The sequence below is a fragment of the Brucella sp. RRSP16 genome, assembly GCF_052246815.1.
GTDB lineage: Bacteria > Pseudomonadota > Alphaproteobacteria > Rhizobiales > Rhizobiaceae > Brucella > Brucella intermedia.
This window is the reverse complement of record NZ_JBQQAM010000008.1, coordinates 210,510-229,032: the sequence shown is the minus strand read 5'-3', so window position 1 is coordinate 229,032 and position 18,523 is coordinate 210,510. Positions and strand designations below refer to the sequence as shown.

The following is an 18,523-nucleotide window of genomic DNA, read 5'->3' as shown; positions in this document are numbered from 1 at the left end:
CTATTGCAAATGACATTATCAACTGATATTCGCAGTCGGGAATGGATGGGGCAGAGTTGGAATACGTAACGGCGATGGCAGGCGGGGATCTCCAGTCGTCGATTGCGCAACAATAAGAAGTAAAAAAGGAAATCTGATGGAAAATCTGGACACGCACGACGAGAGCGCAGAACTGCTTCTGAGCCTTACTGCAGATGTTGTAGCTGCATATGTCGGCAATAATTCGATTCGCGCTGGCGAGTTGCCGCTGCTGATCGCCGAAGTACATGCCGCGTTCAAGCGTCACGTCGAACGCGAAGAAGCGCCTGTCGTCGTTGAGAAGCCGAAGCCTGCCGTCAACCCGAAGAAGTCGGTTCATGATGACTACATCATCTGCCTCGAAGACGGCAAGAAGTTCAAGTCGCTGAAGCGTCACCTCATGACCCATTACAACATGACGCCGGAACAGTACCGCGAAAAGTGGGATCTCGACCCGAACTATCCGATGGTCGCCCCCAACTACGCTGCTGCCCGTTCGCGTCTTGCGAAGAAGATGGGCCTCGGTCGCAAGCCGAAGGAAGCTTGAGCGCTCTGACTTTCGAGCGCACTGCGCTTTGCCACATCTATTCTTGAGCGTCTGTTGAAATGGCCGTTATCGTAAAGCGCAAGCTCGACGATAGCGGCCATTTTGCTTGGGGTGCCTTTTCCGAAATGCTGGCCCGTCAGCCGATCCGGTCGAAAGCCTGTTTCAATGCGATGTGCCGGTTCAGGTCGTAACTCCAGTGACCGCACATTCCTTTCAGGCGCTCCCTTTCCATAAGGCGCGTCAGGCGCCGCTTGGTTCGTTCCTTTTCTTCCTGCGATGCCTTGAGAACTTCATCCAGATCGATCCCGGCGATGATCTGCAAGGCGTTGCGTTGCATCGCCGTCAGTTGATTCTCTTTTTTTCGGGCAAGGAATAATTTGCGGGCGTGTCTGATATCCGCATCCATCGTCACAATCCTCATTTCTCGGTGTGAACGAGCATGAGCCTCGTGAGATGCCGTGGGATAATATTCCTAGATTTTGGCGCGGTTTTCTGTAAAATAGCGAGCAGCCGCACCCCTTTGCGACCCGTTAATTCCACGCTTACAAGGCCTTAGCCTATCTTAGAAGTGTCGAAATTAACCGCAAAACACAATCCATTCTACAAAACTTATCCACTCTTGCATTTTTCTCAGTATAAGAAGATATTCCTATTCTGGCGAGGGAAGATGAATGTCTTTGGAACTATCGGATGTCATTCACACGCGGGCGGAAGCTTTCGAAGCATTGAAGCTGCTGGCAGCAAGGCATGGTCGGAACCTTAGCCTCGCAATGGAGGAGGGGTGCGCCGACCGGTTGCGGCAACGGCGGAATGTGGCGCTGTGCGACGCCCTGATCGATTTGCTGGTGGCCATGTTCGGGGTTTCCGGCACCGAATTGCGGTCCCCATTGCGTTGCAGGCGGGAGGTCGCGCGGGTCCGGCAGATCGGCATGTATGTCGCGCACACGGCTTTCGGGTTGGCCATGCGGGATGTGGCTGCGGGCTTTGCACGGGACCGCACCACGGTCATGCATGCCTGCCATCTGGTGGAAGACATGCGCGACGATACCGAATTCGATGCAATCGTCTCGACCTTCGAGCGCATTGCGCACATTGCTTTCGCGGAGTGGAGGATGGCGGCATGACCACCCAACTGTCAGTGTCCGAAGCGAGGATCATGCGCTTTCTGAAAGGCGGGGCCTGCGAGGTTCAGGATTCGGTCCGCGCGACGCATGTCTTGCTGGCGACGGATCGCGGAACCATCGCCGCTTCGCGCGCCGAACTGGAATCCATGCATCGGAAAGGTTTGCTGCGCTGGGAGGATGAACGTGTCGTTCTGGCGCCGCACGGTAACAGATGCCTGAAACAGAGGGGCGAGCCGCTGCCCAGCCCGGCAAGAGCCACGCTGACCGTCGAGTATGAGCAGGGCGAGAAGGTTGAAATCAACCCTGAAGAGTCGCCGCTTGCCATGCTTTACCGGCGCAAAACCGCAAGCGGTTCTTCCTTTATTTCGCAGGACGAGTTTCTTGCAGGTGAAAGATTGCGCGCCGACTTCACGCGTGGATCGCTGATGCCTTCCATCACGATGCGTTGGGACAAAAGCGTCAGAAGCAGGGCGAGTGGATCGGGCGGGCCGGGCGGCATGGCCGAACTGACGGATATTGCGCTTGCCAGCCGCATCCGGGTCGAGCGGGCGCTGGAAGCGGTCGGGCCGGAATTGAACGGCGTTCTGGTCGACGTCTGCTGCTTCCTGAAAGGTCTTGAAACCGTGGAGCACGAGCGGCAATGGCCCGCGCGTTCGGCCAAGATGCTGCTCAAGGTCGGCCTGGCCGCGCTCCACCGGCACTATAATCCGCAACTCGAAAAGGAGCGCGGCGGCGGCGCTGTCCTGCATTGGGGAGCCGACGACTATCGTCCCCGCATGCAGCCACTGAACAAGTGAAGCACTCTCCCGGATTGACACTCCCTTGGGGCGGGGCTATCGCCTGTGTCCCAAACAAGCCTGACAGGCCTGATGGGGAAGTGGGGAGAAATCACATGTATTCGGTACGGGATCGGCTGGAAAGCATCCTGTCGCGGCTGGAAGCGCGGGCAGGCAACGAGCGCGTTTTCAGCAAGATTTATGCACGGCAGGCGCGCGCCGAGGCGGATGCCGCCGATGCGCGTCTGCGCGACGGACGCGCTGTCGGCCCCCTCGACGGGCGCATCGTTTCGATCAAGGATCTCTTCGACGTTGCCGGAGAAGCGACGCTCGCCGGTTCGGTCATTCGCCGGGATGCGGCGACCGCGACCGGAGATGCCGCGATTGTGCGCCGTCTGCGCGAGGCGGGTGCGGTCATCGTCGGCAAGACCCATATGACGGAATTCGCCTTCACGCCGGTCGGTCTCAATCCGCATTATGGCCAGCCGGGCAACGCCATCGACCCCACGCGCATTCCGGGCGGTTCATCATCGGGCGCTGCCGTATCGGCGGCGGAAGGCACGAGCGAAATCGCCATCGGCTCGGACACGGGCGGGTCGGTGCGCATACCGGCGGCGCTGAACGGCCTTGTCGGCTTCAAGCCGACGGCGCGGCGCGTTCCGCTGGACGGTGCTTTTCCGCTGGCGCCATCGCTCGATTCCGTTGGCCCGCTGACCAGAACCGTCGCTGACGCCATTCTGACCGACGCGATCATGGCGGGCGAAACGCCGGTCCTGCCTGAAGCCCTGTCGTTGAAGGGGCTGCGCATCGCGCTGCCCAAGGGCTATCTTCTGGCCGATATGGAGCCGGACGTGGCGAAGCACTTCGAGGCAACGGTCGCGCTTCTTGAAAAGGCGGGTGCTGTCATTGCCGATCTGGAGGTCGATGATCTGATCCAGCGTCTGCGTGAGGCAACCCGCGTCGGCTCCATTGCCGGGATCGAGGCAAGCCATGTCCACGCATCGACCTGGCTCGGCGATCCCGATGCCAATGTCGATCTTCGCGTGAAGCGTCCGCTCGCCGTGCGCGTCAAGGTGCCGATGGAAACCTATCGCGGCATCATGGAAACGCGCGCGGCGCTGGTGCGGGAAATGGACGAACGCCTGAGCGGGTTCGACATGTTCGTGACACCCGCCACGCCGATTGTTGCCCCGACGATTGCTTCGGTCAGCAATGATGAGGCCGAATATGACCGTGTGGAAGGGCTTCTGCTGCGTGATACGCAGGTTGGAAACCAGTTCGACCTGTGCAGCATCACCGTGCCGATGCCGGGCATGTCCCTGCCGACCGGCTTCATGCTCACCGCACGCGGCGGCACCGACAAAAGACTGCTGGCGGCGGCTTTGTCCGTGGAACAGGCTCTGGGCACTACAGTTGCAAACTCGTCAGGCCGTGGCGAAAAGAGTGATTTTTGAGCACCGGAGCGCAAAAAAATGCTCTTTGCAGCCCGGCATCACGAGGAATGCAACTGTAGTGTTACGCTGATTCTTTCGCCAACTCTGCTTCACGACGGATGCGCGCCACCATGGCGCGCAGGCCGTTGGAGCGCTGCGGCGTCAGATGTTCGTCAAGGCCGAGCTTTTTGAGAATGGCTTCCGGCTCAATCGTCAGGATTTCCGACGCCTTGCGGCCCGAGTAAAGCGCCAGCACGATAGCCACCAGACCGCGCACGATATGCGCATCGGAATCGCCCAGAAACTCCATGACCGGATCGTTGCCGCCTTGCGGCAGCGTCTTCAGCCAGACCTGGCTGACACAGCCCTGCACCTTGTGCGCGGCATCGCGGGCATCGTCGGGATAGGGCGGCAGTTCCTTGCCGAGATCGATGACATAGCGATAGCGGTCTTCCCAATCGTCGAGAAATTCGAAATCGGACATGATGCTATCGATGGTCGTGGTCATGGTACTCGCCTGAAAGAAGTTTCTTGCCGCTTATATAGTGATGAAACGCCGCGAGGTCACGGAAAACCAGAGCATGATTCCGAAAAGTGGGAACCGGTTTTCGGGTAAAATCATGCTCAGACAAAAGCCTGGCGCATGATTCCGAAAAGTGGGAACCGGTTTTCGGATAAAATCATGCTCCAATAAAAGCTTGAACCATGATGGCGTTTCAACTTGGACAAATCCCGCTCTAACGCCCAATCGCGCCAGTCGAGCGGCGATCCAGTGCGCGAAGGGCTTCTTCCCGCGGTGTCGGGATGGGAATGCCGGTTGCCGCCTGCACGGCTGGCGATGCTGCCGGTTCCGCTTTCGCCGGCGGTTGCGGCTTGGTGCCGAAGCGGTCGCTCAGATATTCGAGCGCAACGCGGCTTCCTTCCAGAAGGCCGCTTCCGGCGCTGGACACAAGCGACGTTCCGTTCTGGCAGAAGGAAGGATTGTCGATACAAAGCTTGCCCAGTTCCACGGCGGTTTTGCCGTTGGCGAGAAGCTGGTCGATGGAATCCGGCTCCCGCCTGGTGCCCGTCATGGCGGGCTTTTCCTGCGGGGTGTTCTGCTCATCCGCGGGGAAGATGCGTGGCATCACGAGGAATGCCAGCGTCAGCCAGAATGCGGATTTGATGAGAAAACGGATCATTGCCTTGCTTCGGTTGCGATGTGTCGCCGTCAATGTCCGATGAATTCGAAAAGATTCCGTAACCGTTCGGTCTGAACGTTAAAATTGCATCGGCCAGCAATGGCGTCTCGCCGATTGCTACTCTCTGTTTACCATAGACAGAAAAGCAGACCCGGCATGGCACTTATCCGCTTTGGGCGCTCCCGCTTTATCGTTTCTTTAAAGCCTCCGCTGCAATCTGTTGCTGGCTGGAGTGCGTCGCCACGGCGAAGGGTTGCCAGTTCGGATCATGCAAGAGTATTGAGTGAGTAGGGCACGTTGAACGCCATTCTTTTGAAAACAGCCGATACCGTCCGCACGAGCGTGCAGGCGATCAGCCGTTTTTACGAACGTTTCTGCCGCCGCTGGGTGTCCACACCCGACGCGGCCTCCATACGTGTCATCGGCTCGGTCATCACCGTGCCGGTCCTGCTTTGTGCTGCGGTGCTTGGCTCCGGTGTAACGCCGGGCTTCACGGAATTTGCGATTCTCGCCGCCAGCTTTGCAGGCGTGGCCATGATCCTGTGTGCGCTGTCGCTGATGGGCGTTGCCGCGCCCGTTCTGGCGGGCCTGAACTTCGCCGCCTATGGCGCGGGTCTCGCTGCCATTGGCGCCTTCTCGCATGGCAATGCGGTTCTGTGGCTGATGGCGGCAGGCCTGCCGCTTGAAGTCTGGTTTGCGACCCGCCGGCCGGGCGCTGCCGCAGCAGGCGCTGCGTTCGCCGCCATGGTTCTGGCTTTCCTCGCGACCGCAAGCGGCGGCGCTGTTTCCGGCGGCAGCTATGCGTCTGTCGCGGTTCTTGTCCTTTACGCTGCAAGCCTTGTCGCGCGTGGCTTTGTGAACGCTGCCAAACCTGCCGAGATCAAGGTCGGCGCACCGCAGATCGCGGTTGCTGCCGGTGACGTGCAGTTCAGCCTCGACGCGGAAGGTGTGGTGTCTTCGGTCGATGCAAATTCTGCCAAGCTTCTGGGCGTGCAGCCGAAAATGCTCGAAGGCACGGCCCTGATCGACCGCGTGCATGTGGCCGACCGCGTGGAATATCTTTCGCTTCTGGCCGATCTTCGCGCCGGTGCCACCGTGCGCAAGATCGATGTCCGCCTGCGCTCCATCGAAAATGGCGAGACCATCTTCCGCACCTATCGTCTCGAAGGAGCTGCAAGCGCCCACGCCATCACGCTGATAGGCCGTTCGCTGGAAGGCGAGCAGAAGCTTCTGGAAGAAATTGCAACGCTGAAAGCGGAGCTGGAATCGGAGCGCATCGGCAAGGGCCGACTGCTGGCAGCCGTCAGCCACGAACTGCGCACGCCGCTTAATTCCATCATCGGCTTTTCCGACATGCTGTCGCATGAAATGGGCGGCAAGCTCGCCAGTGAAAAGCAGCGCGAATATGCGGGCCTCATCCACCAGTCAGGCCATTATTTGCTGGAGCTTGTAAACGCCGTTCTCGACACTTCGCGTCTGGAGACCGGCAATTACAGCATCGATCCGCAGACGCTCGCTTTCCGCGAAGCAGCCGAAATGTGCACCGCCGTCATGCTGCCGCTGGCCGAAAAGAAGGGCGTCGCCTTCTGCCATCGCGTCGGCAACGGCATTGGCGAACTGGTGGCCGACCGCCGCGCCGTCCAGCAGATTCTGCTCAACCTTGCCGGAAATGCGGTGAAGTTCACGCAAAGCGGCGGCTGCGTCACCATCGATGCAGCGCGCGTTATGGCCGAAGGCCGTGCGATGCTGGAATTCAGCGTGTCGGATACCGGCATCGGCATCGAGCCGGAAAACATGCAGCGCATCGGCACGCCATTCGTGCGCGCCAACAACAATTATGCGCGCGCGCAGGAAGGTAGCGGCCTCGGCCTTTCGGTGGTCAAGGGGCTGGTGGAACTGCATCAGGGAACGATGCAGCTGAAAAGCTGTCCCGGCGAAGGCACGGTCGTCACGGTCCGCCTTCCGGTGGCGGGTCCGCAATTTGTGATGGGAGAAGACGAATATCAGGAGCTTGGCCCAGAGCTTGGCATGGTGATCGACATGCACCGTCACCAGGGAGAAAGGCGTCATGACTGGCAGAACGACGAAATCCGGGAGCAGAAAAATGCGCAAACCCGCAAAACGGCGTAGTCTCGGATCGCGGCTCCTCCATTTCTTCTTCACGTCGGCCTCGGCGCTGGCAATTGCTGCCGGAGAGTTCATCGCCCGCAACCCCGTCCTCACCGGCGGGGCAACCGCGTTTCTGGTGGTCATGAGTTTCGTTTCGGCCAATGCGCTCTGGTATCAGCCGGAGGCGCATAATGCCGTGTTCTTCCGCACAAGACCGGATTTCGTGTTCAAGCCAACGCCGCGTGCGGTCCTGCCGGGAACGGCGGCGGCGAGCGACAATGCCCCAAAACCGACCGAAAGCGCTTCCGCAGCGCCGGTGAGCAACGCGCCAGCCCAACCGCTGGAACCCGCCAATCTGTCGGCTGACCGGCTGAATATGAACGCCTCGGTGGACGATATGCTGCCGGCGCTTGCGCCCAATGCCGATCTGGAAATAGCGCGGCTGCAGTATCGGCTTTCGACGCTTGGAATCTACAAGGGGCCGGTGGACGGTTTCACCGGGCCGCAGACCCGCGAAGCGGTGGAACGCTGGCGCGCCTTGCAGCAGAAGCTCGGCGTGCAGGAGGCCAACATCCCGCCGCAATTGCTGGCCGACACCCAAAACGGTAACTCGAACCGCACTCCGGCTCGGGACGAAGTGGCAAAAGCCATCGAGGTCGCGGTTCCATCGCCGCGTCCGCAGCCCGCTGTCCTGAAATCGGAAACAGTTTCCAAACCGAAGCCGGACCTTGCTTCCTATGAAAAACCGGCGCTGAAAAAACAGGCTGCCGCAGCACCCGCCGGTCAGTCGGCCAAGGTGAGTTCGCAGGATATCATCCGCGTGCAGGCCGGGCTGAAGGCATTCGGCAACGACACGGTGCCGGTGAACGGACAGCCGGGTAAGTCGACCCAGGAAGCAGTGCGCGAATTCCAGAAACTGTTCAGCCTGCCGGTGACGGGCGAAATCGATGGAACGCTCATCGCCAAGATGCGCGAGATCGGCCTGATCAGCTGATGGATTTGCGATGCGCCTGACATCCGATTTCTGGGTTTCAGCCTTGATCCGCAAGGTGCAGGGCGAGGGCGGCTTTGCCTATCTCGCCCGCCGCGGCTCGCCGGAAGCCGGCGCGATATTCATCAAGGTAAGCTCGCGCTTTGGCACCTGCGATCTCTATTCGCCAGCGCCGCAAACCTCCTATGAAGAAGAAAATGACGGGGAGCGCATGTTCCTGCGCATTCTTCACGACGCCGATGACATGGCGGCAAGTGATCGCATGGCGCGGGAAACCCGCTTCGACCCCGACCTGTGGCTGGTCGAACTGGAAGATATTGCCGATGCTTCGGCGCTGTTCTCGATTTCGCAGGACGGAGAGGCGTACTGAACTTTTTGATGCGCTTATTTCGCCAGCCGCTGGCGGGAGGGATGATCGGAATTGGCCGCATCCACGAGCGGGGTGTCGTCTTCGGCTTCCGCCATTTCGCGCAGTTTGCCGCGCAGCATGGCCGACATGTCTTCAGCCTTCCAGCGCCGCACGAGCGCCATCGCCTTTTCGCGGTCGATGGATCGGTAGATGTGGACGAACTCCCGCAGGCTGTCGCGATTGGTGTCGATCGGGCCCAGAATGGCTGTCATGGTGAGATAGCATTCCGCAGGCGACAATCCCAGCGCCTTGAGCGCAATCGGCAGATGTGAATCCGGCCACTGGCCGATGATCGCATCGGCCCGCTCGAACGAAATGTCGAGCGCATCGGCCAGCGCGTTGCGAAAGAACTGGCTGTCGATCAGAAGCGCGGTATCGATGAGATGCTGCGCGCCGGTGGCGGCACCTGTCTCGTAGAAAGGCTGTTGCAGCGCGCGCGCCAGCCGCTCGGAACTGCCTTCCTTCATCAGCGGTGTTCTGGCGGTCGAAAGGTCGGGCACAACCGGCTTTTCCAGCGGCTCGGCTTCCATATTGGCGAGATTTTCCTGAAGCGCCAGCGTGCGGTCGATCACCGGATCGGCAAAACTGCGCAGCACGCCTTGCAGAAGCACATCGCCGGACTGACGCCGCGCAACAGCGCGCGCATGGGCAAGGCCGTTCCTGCCGATGATCTCGATCAGGTCGGACGGGCGCAGAAGGGGAGAGCGCAGGAGAATAGGCGCGGAGATTTCCACGGGCTGGTCGGCCAGCGCCAGAATGAGGCGGCGTGGCGCGTCTTCCAATTGCGCCAGTGCATTGGCTGCGTGGCGCTTCCCGCGGGTGGAAGCGCATTGCAGAAGCGGCATGGCAAGATCTTCGAGCTGCTGCATATCCTGCCGTCCGGGGCGCGTGATACCCGCGAATGCCGAAATGGCGGCCGCCAGAAGGTCGTCCGCCTTGCTGCTCCCCGCTTTTGAATTCGACGGGCTCCGGTGGCCTGAAATATCCTCCAGGGCGCGGAACTGATCATTTGTCACGCAGAATACTCCGGTAGGCACACAACTCACCCGCCCCAAATCGCAGATCACGCCTCCGGCAGCAGCCGGTTTGCGCGAAAATGCACCCCGCATGGGTCGGTGTTCCGGATAGTAGCGTTGAAGCCTTAGCAACTCATTAACCGTGCCAAAAAGAAACAGCATCGCTTCAGGCTTGGAGAGGTTCCAGTCGAACCAAAGGTTGCCGGAAATGCGTTATGGCCGGACGCTGGGATGCCAATGCATCACGCGCTGAAAATGCCGGGCACGGGTATTAGAGACCCTCAAACGGCGCACAGCGCGCTTCGGTGAAGAAGCGCTGCACTTGCCTGTTCCAAGTTCCATCGGGCACGAAAGCGCGCAGGACGGCGACGCCTTCGCCGATATTCTGCTCGATCAGGATCGAACGCGCATCGGCCTGCGAACCATCCGAGCGCAGACTTGCCATGCCGATGGGATCGGCAAGGATCAGGTCGAGCTTGCGTTCGTTGGAAACGCTGTCGTTGAGGCTATAGAGATTGTCCCCGTTGGGCGCGTAGATCGAGAGCGACCAGTAAGGCACGTTTGCACCTGTCGTGATGTGCACGGGGCCGTCGGCAAGATCGAAGCGGCAGGTCGCTTCCTGTATCAGCGGATCGCTGTCGCTGACCGGGCCGGTCTTTTGATCCAGCCGCTGGAAACGGTATGGCTCGCTTCCGGTTTCGATCCGCGACCAGGCATTCTTGTCGGAATAGAAGGGAACGAGGAAGAGAACCGCGATATGGACGATCGCCGCGCCGATGATGCCGAGAAGGACGAGGCGGAAAATTCTAGCCACGGCACGCTCCCGGATTTGCTCCCGCAACGCGCACGACCCCCGGCATGACCAGATCGGAAAGACCCGAGGATGATGCCGCAGGCGTGTCGTAGAGCGTCATGACGAGAACGAAATCGCCGCCCCCTTCGACGGGAAGCCAGTTGCCGGGCGCGGCATCCGGGCCGATGGTGATCGTGACGCTGCCGTCATCGCCATAAAGCACCTCGCGGGAATGCAGTGCTTCCAGCAATCCGTTGCGCGGCGTGATCGGCTCGAGATCGGGCGTGGCCGGATAGACCGTCCAGAAGCGGGCGGTCGGGGTCATGCCGCTGAGGCGATAGGTGCAGCCGCGCTGCAATGTGCGCCCGCCATTGTCAGTACGCGCATAGAAGGGCAGCCCTTCCGCCGTTCCAAGCGCGAGATAGGCTTTGCGGGCCGCACGGGCCTTGGAATAGGGATCGGCATCCGGCGTGCCAGCCGCCGGATAGGCGCTCCAGGCCCCGACGCGGAGTTCACCGAAACCCTCGAACCGGTCGAGCACCTTGTCGACGCTCCAGATGCCGCCGCCGAGCGCCAGCACAAGCACAATCGCCGTGTTGAATATCGTCTTGAACATCGCCCCTCAGAGTACCGATACTTTTGTGCGCCCGGCGATCTTAGGCAGAGGCGGTGCCGCAAGGAAGCGGTCATGCAGTTCCTTGATGACTTTTGTCGACATGGGCGAGAGCACGCGCGGCGGCGCGGCCATGACTTCTTCCGGCTTGGCATTTGCCACTTGCGGCTCGCTCTTCTTGGGCGGCGCGGGGAAGGGCGGCGTCACGCCCGGTATGGGCTTCAGTTCGATGTTCTGATGCGCATAGGCCATCATCCGCTGCCAGGCCATGGCAGGCAGGACACCGCCGGTCATTTCCTTCATTGGGGTGAAATTGTCGTTGCCGAACCACACCGCCGCAGTGAAATTGCCGGTGAAACCGACAAACCATGCGTCGCGATAATTCTGCGTCGTGCCGGTCTTGCCGCCAACGCGCGTCGTCGGCAGTGCGGCGCGGCGTCCGGTGCCGCGTTCCGGCACCTGCACCAGCATGGAGTTCATCTCGAGCGCCGCTTTCTCCGACAACGCCCTGTGCGGCTTCGGTGCATCGCGACCGAAATCCCACAACACCTTGCCGTCCGATGAAACGATCTGCGTGAAGGCGTGGCGATTACCGGCCATGCCCGCATTTGGAAACACGTTGAAGCCGGTAGCCTGATCCATCACCGTCATTTCCGATGTGCCGAGCACCATGGTCTTGTGCGACGAGATCGGCGATTCCACGCCCATCGCCCTGGTCAGCGCAACGATGGGGGCCGTGGTCAGATAATCGCGCGCCAGCCGCACCGGCACGCTGTTCAGCGAACGGACAAGCGCGGTGGTCAGGTCCACGCGGCCCGCAAAGCTGCGGCCATAATTGCGGGGCGACCAGTTGCCCCAGCTGATCGGCGCGTCCGAGACTATGGTGCTGGGCGTCAGCCCCTTTTCCATCGCCGCCGCATAGACATAGGGCTTGAAGGACGAACCGGCCTGCCGCAATGCCTTGGTGGCGCGGTTGAACTGGCTTTCGCCATAGTCCCGCCCGCCGACCAGTGCGCGCACGGAGCCGTCATTGGCGATCACCACGGTCGCCGCTTCCGAGACATTATAATCCTTGCCGAACTGGCGCAGGTGATATTCGAGCGACTCCTCCGCCGCCTTTTGGATATTGCGGTCCAGCGTCGTGCGCACGATCAGCGTGTGCTGGGGAATATTGGCGGCGACCTTCTTCACCTCCTCGAAAGCCCAGTCGAGGAAATAGTCGGGGCTCTCGTTCTTGGCGCGGTCGATGACGCTTGCCGGATGGCGGCGCGCAACGGCGACTTGCCCTTCGCTCAGGAAACCGCTTTCAACCATATTGGAAAGCACGACATTGGCGCGCGCACGCGCCGCAGGCAGGTTGACATGCGGGGCGAATTTGGCAGGCGCCTTGAAAAGCCCGGCCAGCATCGCGGCTTCCGCAAGCGAAATATCCTTCACGTTCTTGCCGAAATAGAATTCCGATGCGGCGGCAATGCCGAAGGTTCCGCCGCCCATATAGGCGCGGTCGAGATAAAGCTGCAGGATTTCCTTCTTGCTGAGATTGCTTTCCAGCCAGAGCGCGAGAAAGGCTTCCTTGATCTTGCGCTCGATGGTGCGCTCGTTGGAGAGAAACAGGTTCTTGGCAAGCTGCTGGGTGATGGTCGAGCCGCCCTGGACGACGCCATTGGCGCGCATGTTCTGGCTGAAAGCGCGGGTCAGGCCCCAGAAGTCGATGCCGTAATGATCGAAAAAGCGCCTGTCTTCGGTGCCGAGCACGGCCTTGATGACATGATCCGGCAATTCATCGATGGGCACGGCCTGACGATGCAGGATGCCGCGCTGGCCGATCTCATTGCCGTAGCGATCAAGGAAGGTGACGGCATAATCGTCCTGCGCGCGCCAGTCCTTCTTGGTTTCCTCGAAGGCGGGCAGGGCCAGCACCAGCATCAGCACCGCACCGGCGACCCCGAGCGTAAATCCCTCGTCGAGAACCTCGACGACGAAACGCCGGAACCCGCGCACGCGAAAACGCCGGGAGAAGATGGTGATGTTTTCCCACCACTCGCCGAGATTGTAGCGCAGGCTGTAGAGGGTGGAATCGATCCACGCGTCGAGCCCGATCAGGCGCGAAACCCTGAACGGTTTGCGCTTCTCGCTTCCCGGTTCTTTTTCTGCCGTCTTACGCATTCACTAACTTCGGCACGGTTGGTTGTCGCAGACAGGTGGAGTGTCCATCATAGCAGATAAATAAGCCACAGCTCATGTGAAATGGTTAAGGCCCTGGCAGCTTTTTATGGGTAGGAACAAAATCAAACTATAGGAAAATAGTCCTCGACAGCGTAACGGTGCTTTGCTAGGTTTTCTCTACGGTCGACAAAGTGTGACTGTCGTCGGTCCCTGCTAAATACCCCCGGCAGATACCGGTGTGCATAACCCTGAGAGGCTATAGCGGCTTTTCAGGGTTATGTCTTTTAGACAATTGTAAAAATTGTGAGGGTACACCCTGAAATTGTGAATAAGTTAGCACGTGGCGAAGCACGCCTTCGTTTGGCGCACCAATTACAGGTTGCATACGGCATCGACCCCGCGGATATCGCGCTATTGCTATCTGTTCCGGTAAGCCAGTATCTCAACCGTCTCAATCGCCTCAACCTGGACTGTTCATACGCTGCGGCTGATTCGCAGGTGAAGACACGCGATGCAATCCTGGCGCGTGCAGAAAGTCGGGCGTGGGAGATCCTGGACGGCAGGCCTGACGCCGCAGCAAGTGGAAGCAGCGGAGGAGGAATGGCTGTTTCAGGCGCGTGATGCGCAATTGTCCCCTATGGTTACCTGGCGCACCTGAAGGAAACCTGGGGCATGCTGCAATTCGACTTGCGTCTGCGCGCTTCTCCAAGACAGGTCGTGACAATGACACCGCGAGCTGTTCCGCTGCTGAAAGCGTTGGTCCGCGATGCCTCGGTTTCGATGACGCCCATGCGCACGGACGAAAACTCCGCGAATCTGGCGCAAGGCTCATGCAGACGATCAGCGACCGCTATGGCGAGATGCCTCTGGGACGGCGGGAACTCGACGGCGCGCATTTTCGATGCCTCATTTCTCAGCGACGAAGAAAAAACGCGATGCGGTGGGCTACCACCGCATTCAGCCAGGAGGTCATCATGACGAACTTCACCGATGCAGTATTTACCTCGGAGACGACGTGGATATGGTTCGCCAAGATGGTGGGCGCGATGGCAGGTTCTGCCGTATCGCTCGCCTATATGTTGCCGCATGGAAAGCGTGAAGCGGCCATTCGTTTCGCCGTCGGCATCATTTGCGGCATGGTTTTCGGAGGAGCGGCTGGCGTCAGGATTACCGACACCCTTGCTCTCAGCGGATTGCTTGGCCAGGCCGAGCTGATGCTGATGGGATCGGCTGCAGTAAGCATTACCGCCTGGTCGGCGCTTGGCATCTTCAAGCGCTTTTCTGAACGGCTGAAAAAGGCGCCGATCCCTGGAATCCTGACTGAGGAAAGGGAAAGCAATGGCGATGCTTGATATGCGGCCCGAAACGATGCAGCCCGCTCTCGCCATCGAGGATGTGGAACTGGCCGGTAGCCTTTCCGGCTATGCCAGTGTCTTCGGCCTGTCCGCTCTGCGCAAAGACGTCGTCAAACGGGGGGCGATCGCCCGCTCGCCCGCCAAGGCCGCGTGTCGGACGTGCGGATGCTCTGGCAAGCATGATGCGGCGGAGCCAATCGGCATGTGGACGGCAATCTGCGAGGATGCGCGCGGCCTTTATGTCGAGGGCAGGCTGGCGCGGATGCGCGATGCGCTGGAACTGATGCGCGGCGGCGGCTGGAAGGCTTGTCCATCGGCTTTCGCACCGTCAAGGCGCGCACGGATGCCCGCACTGGCCCGCGCCACATCATCAAAGCCGATCTTTGGGAAATCTCGGTCGTCACCTTTCCGATGCGGCCGCAGGCGTGTCAGCAGCGGCAAGGCGGGGACTGCCGACGATCCGTGAATTCGAACGCTGGCTCACGCGGAATACGGGGCTGAGCCGAACTGCCGCGAATACCGAATTTGCCACGGGCTTTGCGGCGTTCGCCGGTGAGGGACAGGGGCGGGACGCTCGCCTGTCGTGGCGGGAAACAAGCCTCGCCGAGAGCTGGTTCGACGTCGGCATGGTCTGGGGGCGGATCGAGCCGCTGTCTACGCCGCAGAAGGATTTCGGCACGATCCGCGGACCGTTTCAGATAACGGCGCCCGAACATGGTGGCAATCACGATGCCGAGGTGACCTTCGAGATCGCACTGGAATCGGCAAGCCAGGCGCTCCAAAGGGAAGGGTGGTGGAGGGGCAATCGGTTGAGGTCGCACTTCATTCCGACGAGATGCAATCGCGGCCAAGGGCGCAGATATTGAATGGCGCCAATACAGGCCTGCTGCGGCGCCCAATGGAGAAGGGAGGGTGCTCCTGTTTTGGATGAGGAGGAAATCGCTCTAAATCGCTGGAAACTCACGCGCGCCTCACGCGGGCATTTTGAAACAGAGCAGGCCGCGTCGGTCGTGAAGAATGCCGAGACACCTTTCATATGGCTGGACGGTGCGGTTGTGGCTGCCAGTCTGCAAGCGTCGGAAGTCGGATTTGAACTCAATTGGCGTGTCGGCAACTGACAGGAAAAAATATGAACGCAGATAAATCATGGTATCTTTCGCGCACGGTCTGGGCTGGTCTGGTTGCGCTTTTTCTATCGCTTGCGGGCGTTTTCGGCGTGGCGACGGATCTCTTCGACCAGGGCGCGCTAACGGATGTTTTGCTGCAACTGGCGACCGCAATTGCCGGAATTGTTACGATTATCGGGCGCATCGGGGCAACATCACGCATTTCATAATTACACAAACCGTGATAGTCAGATGCTGATTTTTCCTTTGGGCCCGCAAGAAGTTTGGTTGTTCATGCATCATTCAGCTGTTGGGCGCTATATAAGGCGGCATGATGAAACAGAACCCTGCACTCAAAGTTTTCGCGCTTCTCGCCGTTAGTATTGGCTTGCTGCCGGTCAGTGCCGGTGCCTTGCCGATAACCGCGCCGCAGAAGTCCAATCTCATTGTCGCTGCCGCTGGTGATTGCGCCGCGGTCGGCGAACAGGTGGCCGCCCAGCAGGGTGGCCAGCTGGCCAAGGCAACTGCCACGACGCAGAATGGCCGCCCCATGTGTGTGGTCGTCGTGCTGGTGCCGGGCCGTGATGGCGAACGTCCGCGCCGCGTTGAAGTGGCTGTTCCCGCTCAATAGGGCGGTTTCGTCAGACTGAATCGTCGAAACCGCTCTGCCAGTTTGTCTTGACGCGCATCTTCCTCCGAAAACCGCTTCGCTTTTTCGGGATGCGCTCAATGACAACGGCTTTCACCGCCATTCGGTAATGGATTGAGGGAGAATGTCCGCTTGCGTATCCTGATCGTTGAAGACGACAAGGACCTGAATCGGCAGCTTGCGGAAGCAATGGCTGCTGCCGGTTATGTGGTCGACCGCGCCTATGACGGCGAAGAAGGCCATCATTTGGGCGACACCGAGCCTTATGACGCGGTCGTGCTCGATATCGGCCTGCCGCGCATGGACGGCATCAGCATCGTGGAGCGCTGGCGGCGCAGTGGCCGCGCCATGCCCGTTCTCATGCTCACCGCCCGTGATCGCTGGAGCGACAAGGTTGCCGGCATCGACGCGGGCGCCGATGACTATGTTGCCAAGCCTTTCCATATCGAGGAAGTGCTGGCGCGGCTGCGCGCGTTGATCCGCCGTGCGGCTGGCCATGCGTCGTCTGAGCTTGTCTGCGGGCCGCTTTATCTCGCTACGAAAACATCGAAGGCCAGCATCAACGGCGTCGCGCTCAAGCTGACCTCGCATGAATACCGGCTTCTGTCCTATCTTATGCACCATATGGATGAAGTGGTGTCACGCACCGAACTGGTGGAACACCTTTACGATCAGGATTTCGACCGCGATTCCAACACGATCGAAGTCTTTGTCGGTCGCCTGCGCAAGAAGATGGGCGTGGACCTGATCGAGACCGTGCGCGGCATGGGCTACCGCATCCGTTCGGAAGGCGGGGGCGAAACGAAAGGCAACGACAGCTGAAGCTTCTTCGCGTCTTTCCTCCGCTGCGTTCGCTCGCGGTCCGCGTCGTCACCCTCTCAACGATCTGGGTTATCGTGGCCCTTGTGGTGGTCGCGACCTTTATCGGCTCCCTGTACGGCGAAGCTGCGCGCAGCAACTTCGAGCGGCTTTTGACCGCCCATCTGTTCAGCCTTGTCGGCGCCGTCAGTACGTCGGGCGAAGGCTTCTTGCAGGGGCGGCCTGAACTGGGAGAACTGCGCTATTCCAGCCCGCTCTCTGGCTGGTACTGGTCTGTCGACCCCGTCACGCCGAATCTGTCCGGAAAACTGCAGTCACCTTCGCTGCTTGGTCGCATCGTGCCGGAAATGCCGGTCTCGCAGGCCCCGTTCGACAGTTCCTTCATGCGCAGCTACACCTTGCCCGGTCTCCATGGCGAGGAACTTTTCATCGTTGAAACCGAAGTGGTTCTGGACGCCGCCAATCGGGTTGCGCGTTTTCGCGTGATGGGCAATCTCAGCGAAGTCCTCAAGGAAATATCCGATTTCAGAACCAGCCTCGCGACCTATCTGGCGATCTTCGGCATCGGAAGCATTCTCATCAACGCGGCCGTAATCCTGTTCGGACTGCGCCCGCTCGACAAGGTGCGTCAGTCTCTGGCCGACATTCGCGAGGGGCGTTCGTCAAAGCTCGACACGTCGCTGCCTGTCGAGATCGCGCCACTCGCCAGCGAAATGAATGCGCTGATCGAAAACAACCGCCGCATCATGGAACGGTCTCGAACGCAGGTCGGCAATCTCGCCCATTCTCTCAAGACACCGCTTTCGGTGCTGGTCAATGAAGCACGAAGCATGGGCGGCGAACATGGGCGCATCGTGCAGGAACAAAGCGAGGCGATGCAGGTGCAGATACAGCATTATCTGCAACGCGCACGTATCGCCGCGCAGCGCGACAGCGTTGTTTTCCGCACGCCTGTGACCCCGGTTCTCGAGCGCATGCAGCGGGTAACGGCTAAGCTCAACCCGGCTTTCAAGGTCACGTTCCGCAACGATTTGCCTGACGCGGTCTTCGCGGGGGAACGGGAGGATTTGGAAGAAATCGTCGGCAACCTGCTGGAGAATGCGGGGAAATGGGGCCGCAAACGCATCAATATCAGCCTTTCCCCCGTTTCCGGCGAGCAGCGCCAGTTCGAAATCCTGATCGAAGACGACGGGCCGGGGCTGGCATCGGATAAGATCGAGGCGGCGCTGAAACGTGGCAGCCGCGTCGACGAAACGAAACCGGGAACCGGGCTGGGACTGGCGATCGTGCAGGATACCGTCCGCGAATATGGCGGCGGCTTGCATCTGGGCAAGAGTTCGTTCGGCGGACTGGGAGTCCGGGTCCTGTTGCCCCTGACAGAAGATTGACGGTTGTTTTTGGCTGAAAGCGAACTAGAA

The 18,523-nt window shown here is 60.1% G+C and carries 21 protein-coding genes and 3 pseudogenes; 17 read left to right on the top strand and 7 right to left on the bottom strand.

What is annotated here, in order from left to right; all coding sequences use genetic code 11:
- The first annotated feature begins 136 nt into the window (after positions 1–136).
- Positions 137–565, top strand: coding sequence for a MucR family transcriptional regulator (locus ACS5UA_RS14810; protein WP_006466324.1), 429 nt, complete (start codon positions 137–139; stop codon positions 563–565).
- A 136-nt stretch (positions 566–701) separates the two neighbouring features.
- Here the strand turns inward: ACS5UA_RS14810 and ACS5UA_RS14805 are convergent, their stop codons facing one another.
- Positions 702–971: a cytoplasmic protein gene (locus ACS5UA_RS14805; protein WP_443101472.1), complete on the bottom strand. Its 270-nt coding sequence runs from the start codon at positions 969–971 to the stop codon at positions 702–704.
- Positions 972–1,242: 271 nt separating this feature from the next.
- Here ACS5UA_RS14805 and ACS5UA_RS14800 point away from each other — a divergent pair, with 271 nt between their 5' ends.
- The 3 genes from ACS5UA_RS14800 (at position 1,243) to ACS5UA_RS14790 (ending at position 3,919) form a co-directional block, all read left to right on the top strand.
- Entirely contained in the window at positions 1,243–1,689 is a 447-nt protein-coding gene (locus tag ACS5UA_RS14800; RefSeq protein WP_443101487.1) for a helix-turn-helix domain-containing protein, read from the top strand.
- Entirely contained in the window at positions 1,686–2,486 is an 801-nt protein-coding gene (locus ACS5UA_RS14795; RefSeq protein WP_443101471.1) for a DUF6456 domain-containing protein, read from the top strand. Before ACS5UA_RS14800 ends, ACS5UA_RS14795 begins: the two co-directional genes overlap by 4 nt.
- Before the next feature lie 95 nt (positions 2,487–2,581).
- On the top strand, positions 2,582–3,919 hold the full coding sequence (locus ACS5UA_RS14790) for an amidase (protein ID WP_443101470.1): 1,338 nt from the start codon (positions 2,582–2,584) through the stop codon (positions 3,917–3,919).
- A 61-nt stretch (positions 3,920–3,980) separates the two neighbouring features.
- On the opposite strand, the gene ACS5UA_RS14785 is transcribed toward ACS5UA_RS14790, so the two are convergent.
- Both ACS5UA_RS14785 and ACS5UA_RS14780 read right to left on the bottom strand, forming a co-directional pair.
- Entirely contained in the window at positions 3,981–4,406 is a 426-nt protein-coding gene (locus ACS5UA_RS14785; protein WP_025091264.1) for a SufE family protein, read from the bottom strand.
- A 229-nt stretch (positions 4,407–4,635) separates the two neighbouring features.
- Positions 4,636–5,079: a hypothetical protein gene (locus tag ACS5UA_RS14780; protein WP_112701556.1), complete on the bottom strand. Its 444-nt coding sequence runs from the start codon at positions 5,077–5,079 to the stop codon at positions 4,636–4,638.
- Between the two features lie 297 nt (positions 5,080–5,376).
- Between ACS5UA_RS14780 and ACS5UA_RS14775 the strand changes: the two genes are divergently transcribed.
- Genes ACS5UA_RS14775 through ACS5UA_RS14765 form a run of 3 tightly spaced genes read left to right on the top strand, consistent with a single transcriptional unit; the run spans position 5,377 to position 8,549 of the window.
- Complete coding sequence (locus ACS5UA_RS14775; protein ID WP_443101469.1) at positions 5,377–7,209, top strand: ATP-binding protein; 1,833 nt, start codon at positions 5,377–5,379, stop codon at positions 7,207–7,209.
- Positions 7,184–8,182 (top strand): peptidoglycan-binding domain-containing protein, encoded by a 999-nt coding sequence (locus ACS5UA_RS14770; protein ID WP_443101468.1) that lies wholly within the window; start codon positions 7,184–7,186, stop codon positions 8,180–8,182. The genes ACS5UA_RS14775 and ACS5UA_RS14770 overlap by 26 nt, the downstream gene beginning before the upstream one ends.
- 10 nt (positions 8,183–8,192) lie before the next feature.
- Entirely contained in the window at positions 8,193–8,549 is a 357-nt protein-coding gene (locus ACS5UA_RS14765) for a DUF1491 family protein (RefSeq protein WP_443101467.1), read from the top strand.
- Between the two features lie 14 nt (positions 8,550–8,563).
- On the opposite strand, the gene ACS5UA_RS14760 is transcribed toward ACS5UA_RS14765, so the two are convergent.
- The 4 genes from ACS5UA_RS14760 to ACS5UA_RS14745 form a co-directional block, all read right to left on the bottom strand.
- On the bottom strand, positions 8,564–9,604 hold the full coding sequence (locus ACS5UA_RS14760) for a DUF2336 domain-containing protein (protein ID WP_063882676.1): 1,041 nt from the start codon (positions 9,602–9,604) through the stop codon (positions 8,564–8,566).
- A 271-nt stretch (positions 9,605–9,875) separates the two neighbouring features.
- Positions 9,876–10,418: a DUF1254 domain-containing protein gene (locus ACS5UA_RS14755; RefSeq protein ID WP_039852424.1), complete on the bottom strand. Its 543-nt coding sequence runs from the start codon at positions 10,416–10,418 to the stop codon at positions 9,876–9,878.
- On the bottom strand, positions 10,411–11,013 hold the full coding sequence (locus tag ACS5UA_RS14750) for a DUF1214 domain-containing protein (RefSeq protein WP_443101466.1): 603 nt from the start codon (positions 11,011–11,013) through the stop codon (positions 10,411–10,413). Before ACS5UA_RS14750 ends, ACS5UA_RS14755 begins: the two co-directional genes overlap by 8 nt.
- A 6-nt stretch (positions 11,014–11,019) precedes the next feature.
- Positions 11,020–13,176 (bottom strand): penicillin-binding protein 1A, encoded by a 2,157-nt coding sequence (locus tag ACS5UA_RS14745; protein WP_100648262.1) that lies wholly within the window; start codon positions 13,174–13,176, stop codon positions 11,020–11,022.
- Between the two features lie 511 nt (positions 13,177–13,687).
- On the opposite strand from ACS5UA_RS14745, the gene ACS5UA_RS14740 reads away from it, so the two are divergent.
- From ACS5UA_RS14740 to ACS5UA_RS14695, 10 genes and pseudogenes are all read left to right on the top strand, one after another.
- Positions 13,688–13,834, top strand: a complete 147-nt coding sequence (locus tag ACS5UA_RS14740) for a hypothetical protein (protein ID WP_155268919.1) — start codon at positions 13,688–13,690, stop codon at positions 13,832–13,834.
- A pseudogene (locus ACS5UA_RS14735) lies at positions 13,834–14,066 on the top strand (DNA-packaging protein); the annotation flags it as partial. The gene ACS5UA_RS14740 and the pseudogene ACS5UA_RS14735, both read left to right, overlap by 1 nt.
- A gap of 84 nt (positions 14,067–14,150) precedes the next feature.
- Positions 14,151–14,528: a DUF6107 family protein gene (locus ACS5UA_RS14730; protein ID WP_443101486.1), complete on the top strand. Its 378-nt coding sequence runs from the start codon at positions 14,151–14,153 to the stop codon at positions 14,526–14,528.
- Positions 14,515–15,032: pseudogene (locus ACS5UA_RS14725) on the top strand (HK97 family phage prohead protease). The gene ACS5UA_RS14730 and the pseudogene ACS5UA_RS14725 overlap by 14 nt, the downstream one beginning before the upstream one ends.
- Positions 14,957–15,301: pseudogene (locus tag ACS5UA_RS14720) on the top strand (phage tail tube protein); the annotation flags it as partial. The pseudogenes ACS5UA_RS14725 and ACS5UA_RS14720, both read left to right, overlap by 76 nt.
- A gap of 96 nt (positions 15,302–15,397) precedes the next feature.
- Entirely contained in the window at positions 15,398–15,649 is a 252-nt protein-coding gene (locus ACS5UA_RS14715; RefSeq protein ID WP_443101465.1) for a hypothetical protein, read from the top strand.
- 11 nt (positions 15,650–15,660) lie between these two features.
- Positions 15,661–15,867: a hypothetical protein gene (locus tag ACS5UA_RS14710; RefSeq protein ID WP_022568935.1), complete on the top strand. Its 207-nt coding sequence runs from the start codon at positions 15,661–15,663 to the stop codon at positions 15,865–15,867.
- A gap of 104 nt (positions 15,868–15,971) precedes the next feature.
- Positions 15,972–16,268: a hypothetical protein gene (locus ACS5UA_RS14705; protein WP_006472696.1), complete on the top strand. Its 297-nt coding sequence runs from the start codon at positions 15,972–15,974 to the stop codon at positions 16,266–16,268.
- A 150-nt stretch (positions 16,269–16,418) separates the two neighbouring features.
- Positions 16,419–17,108, top strand: coding sequence for a response regulator transcription factor (locus ACS5UA_RS14700; protein WP_443101464.1), 690 nt, complete (start codon positions 16,419–16,421; stop codon positions 17,106–17,108).
- Positions 17,109–17,182: 74 nt separating this feature from the next.
- Entirely contained in the window at positions 17,183–18,493 is a 1,311-nt protein-coding gene (locus ACS5UA_RS14695; RefSeq protein ID WP_112701547.1) for an ATP-binding protein, read from the top strand.
- The last annotated feature ends 30 nt before the right edge of the window (positions 18,494–18,523 follow it).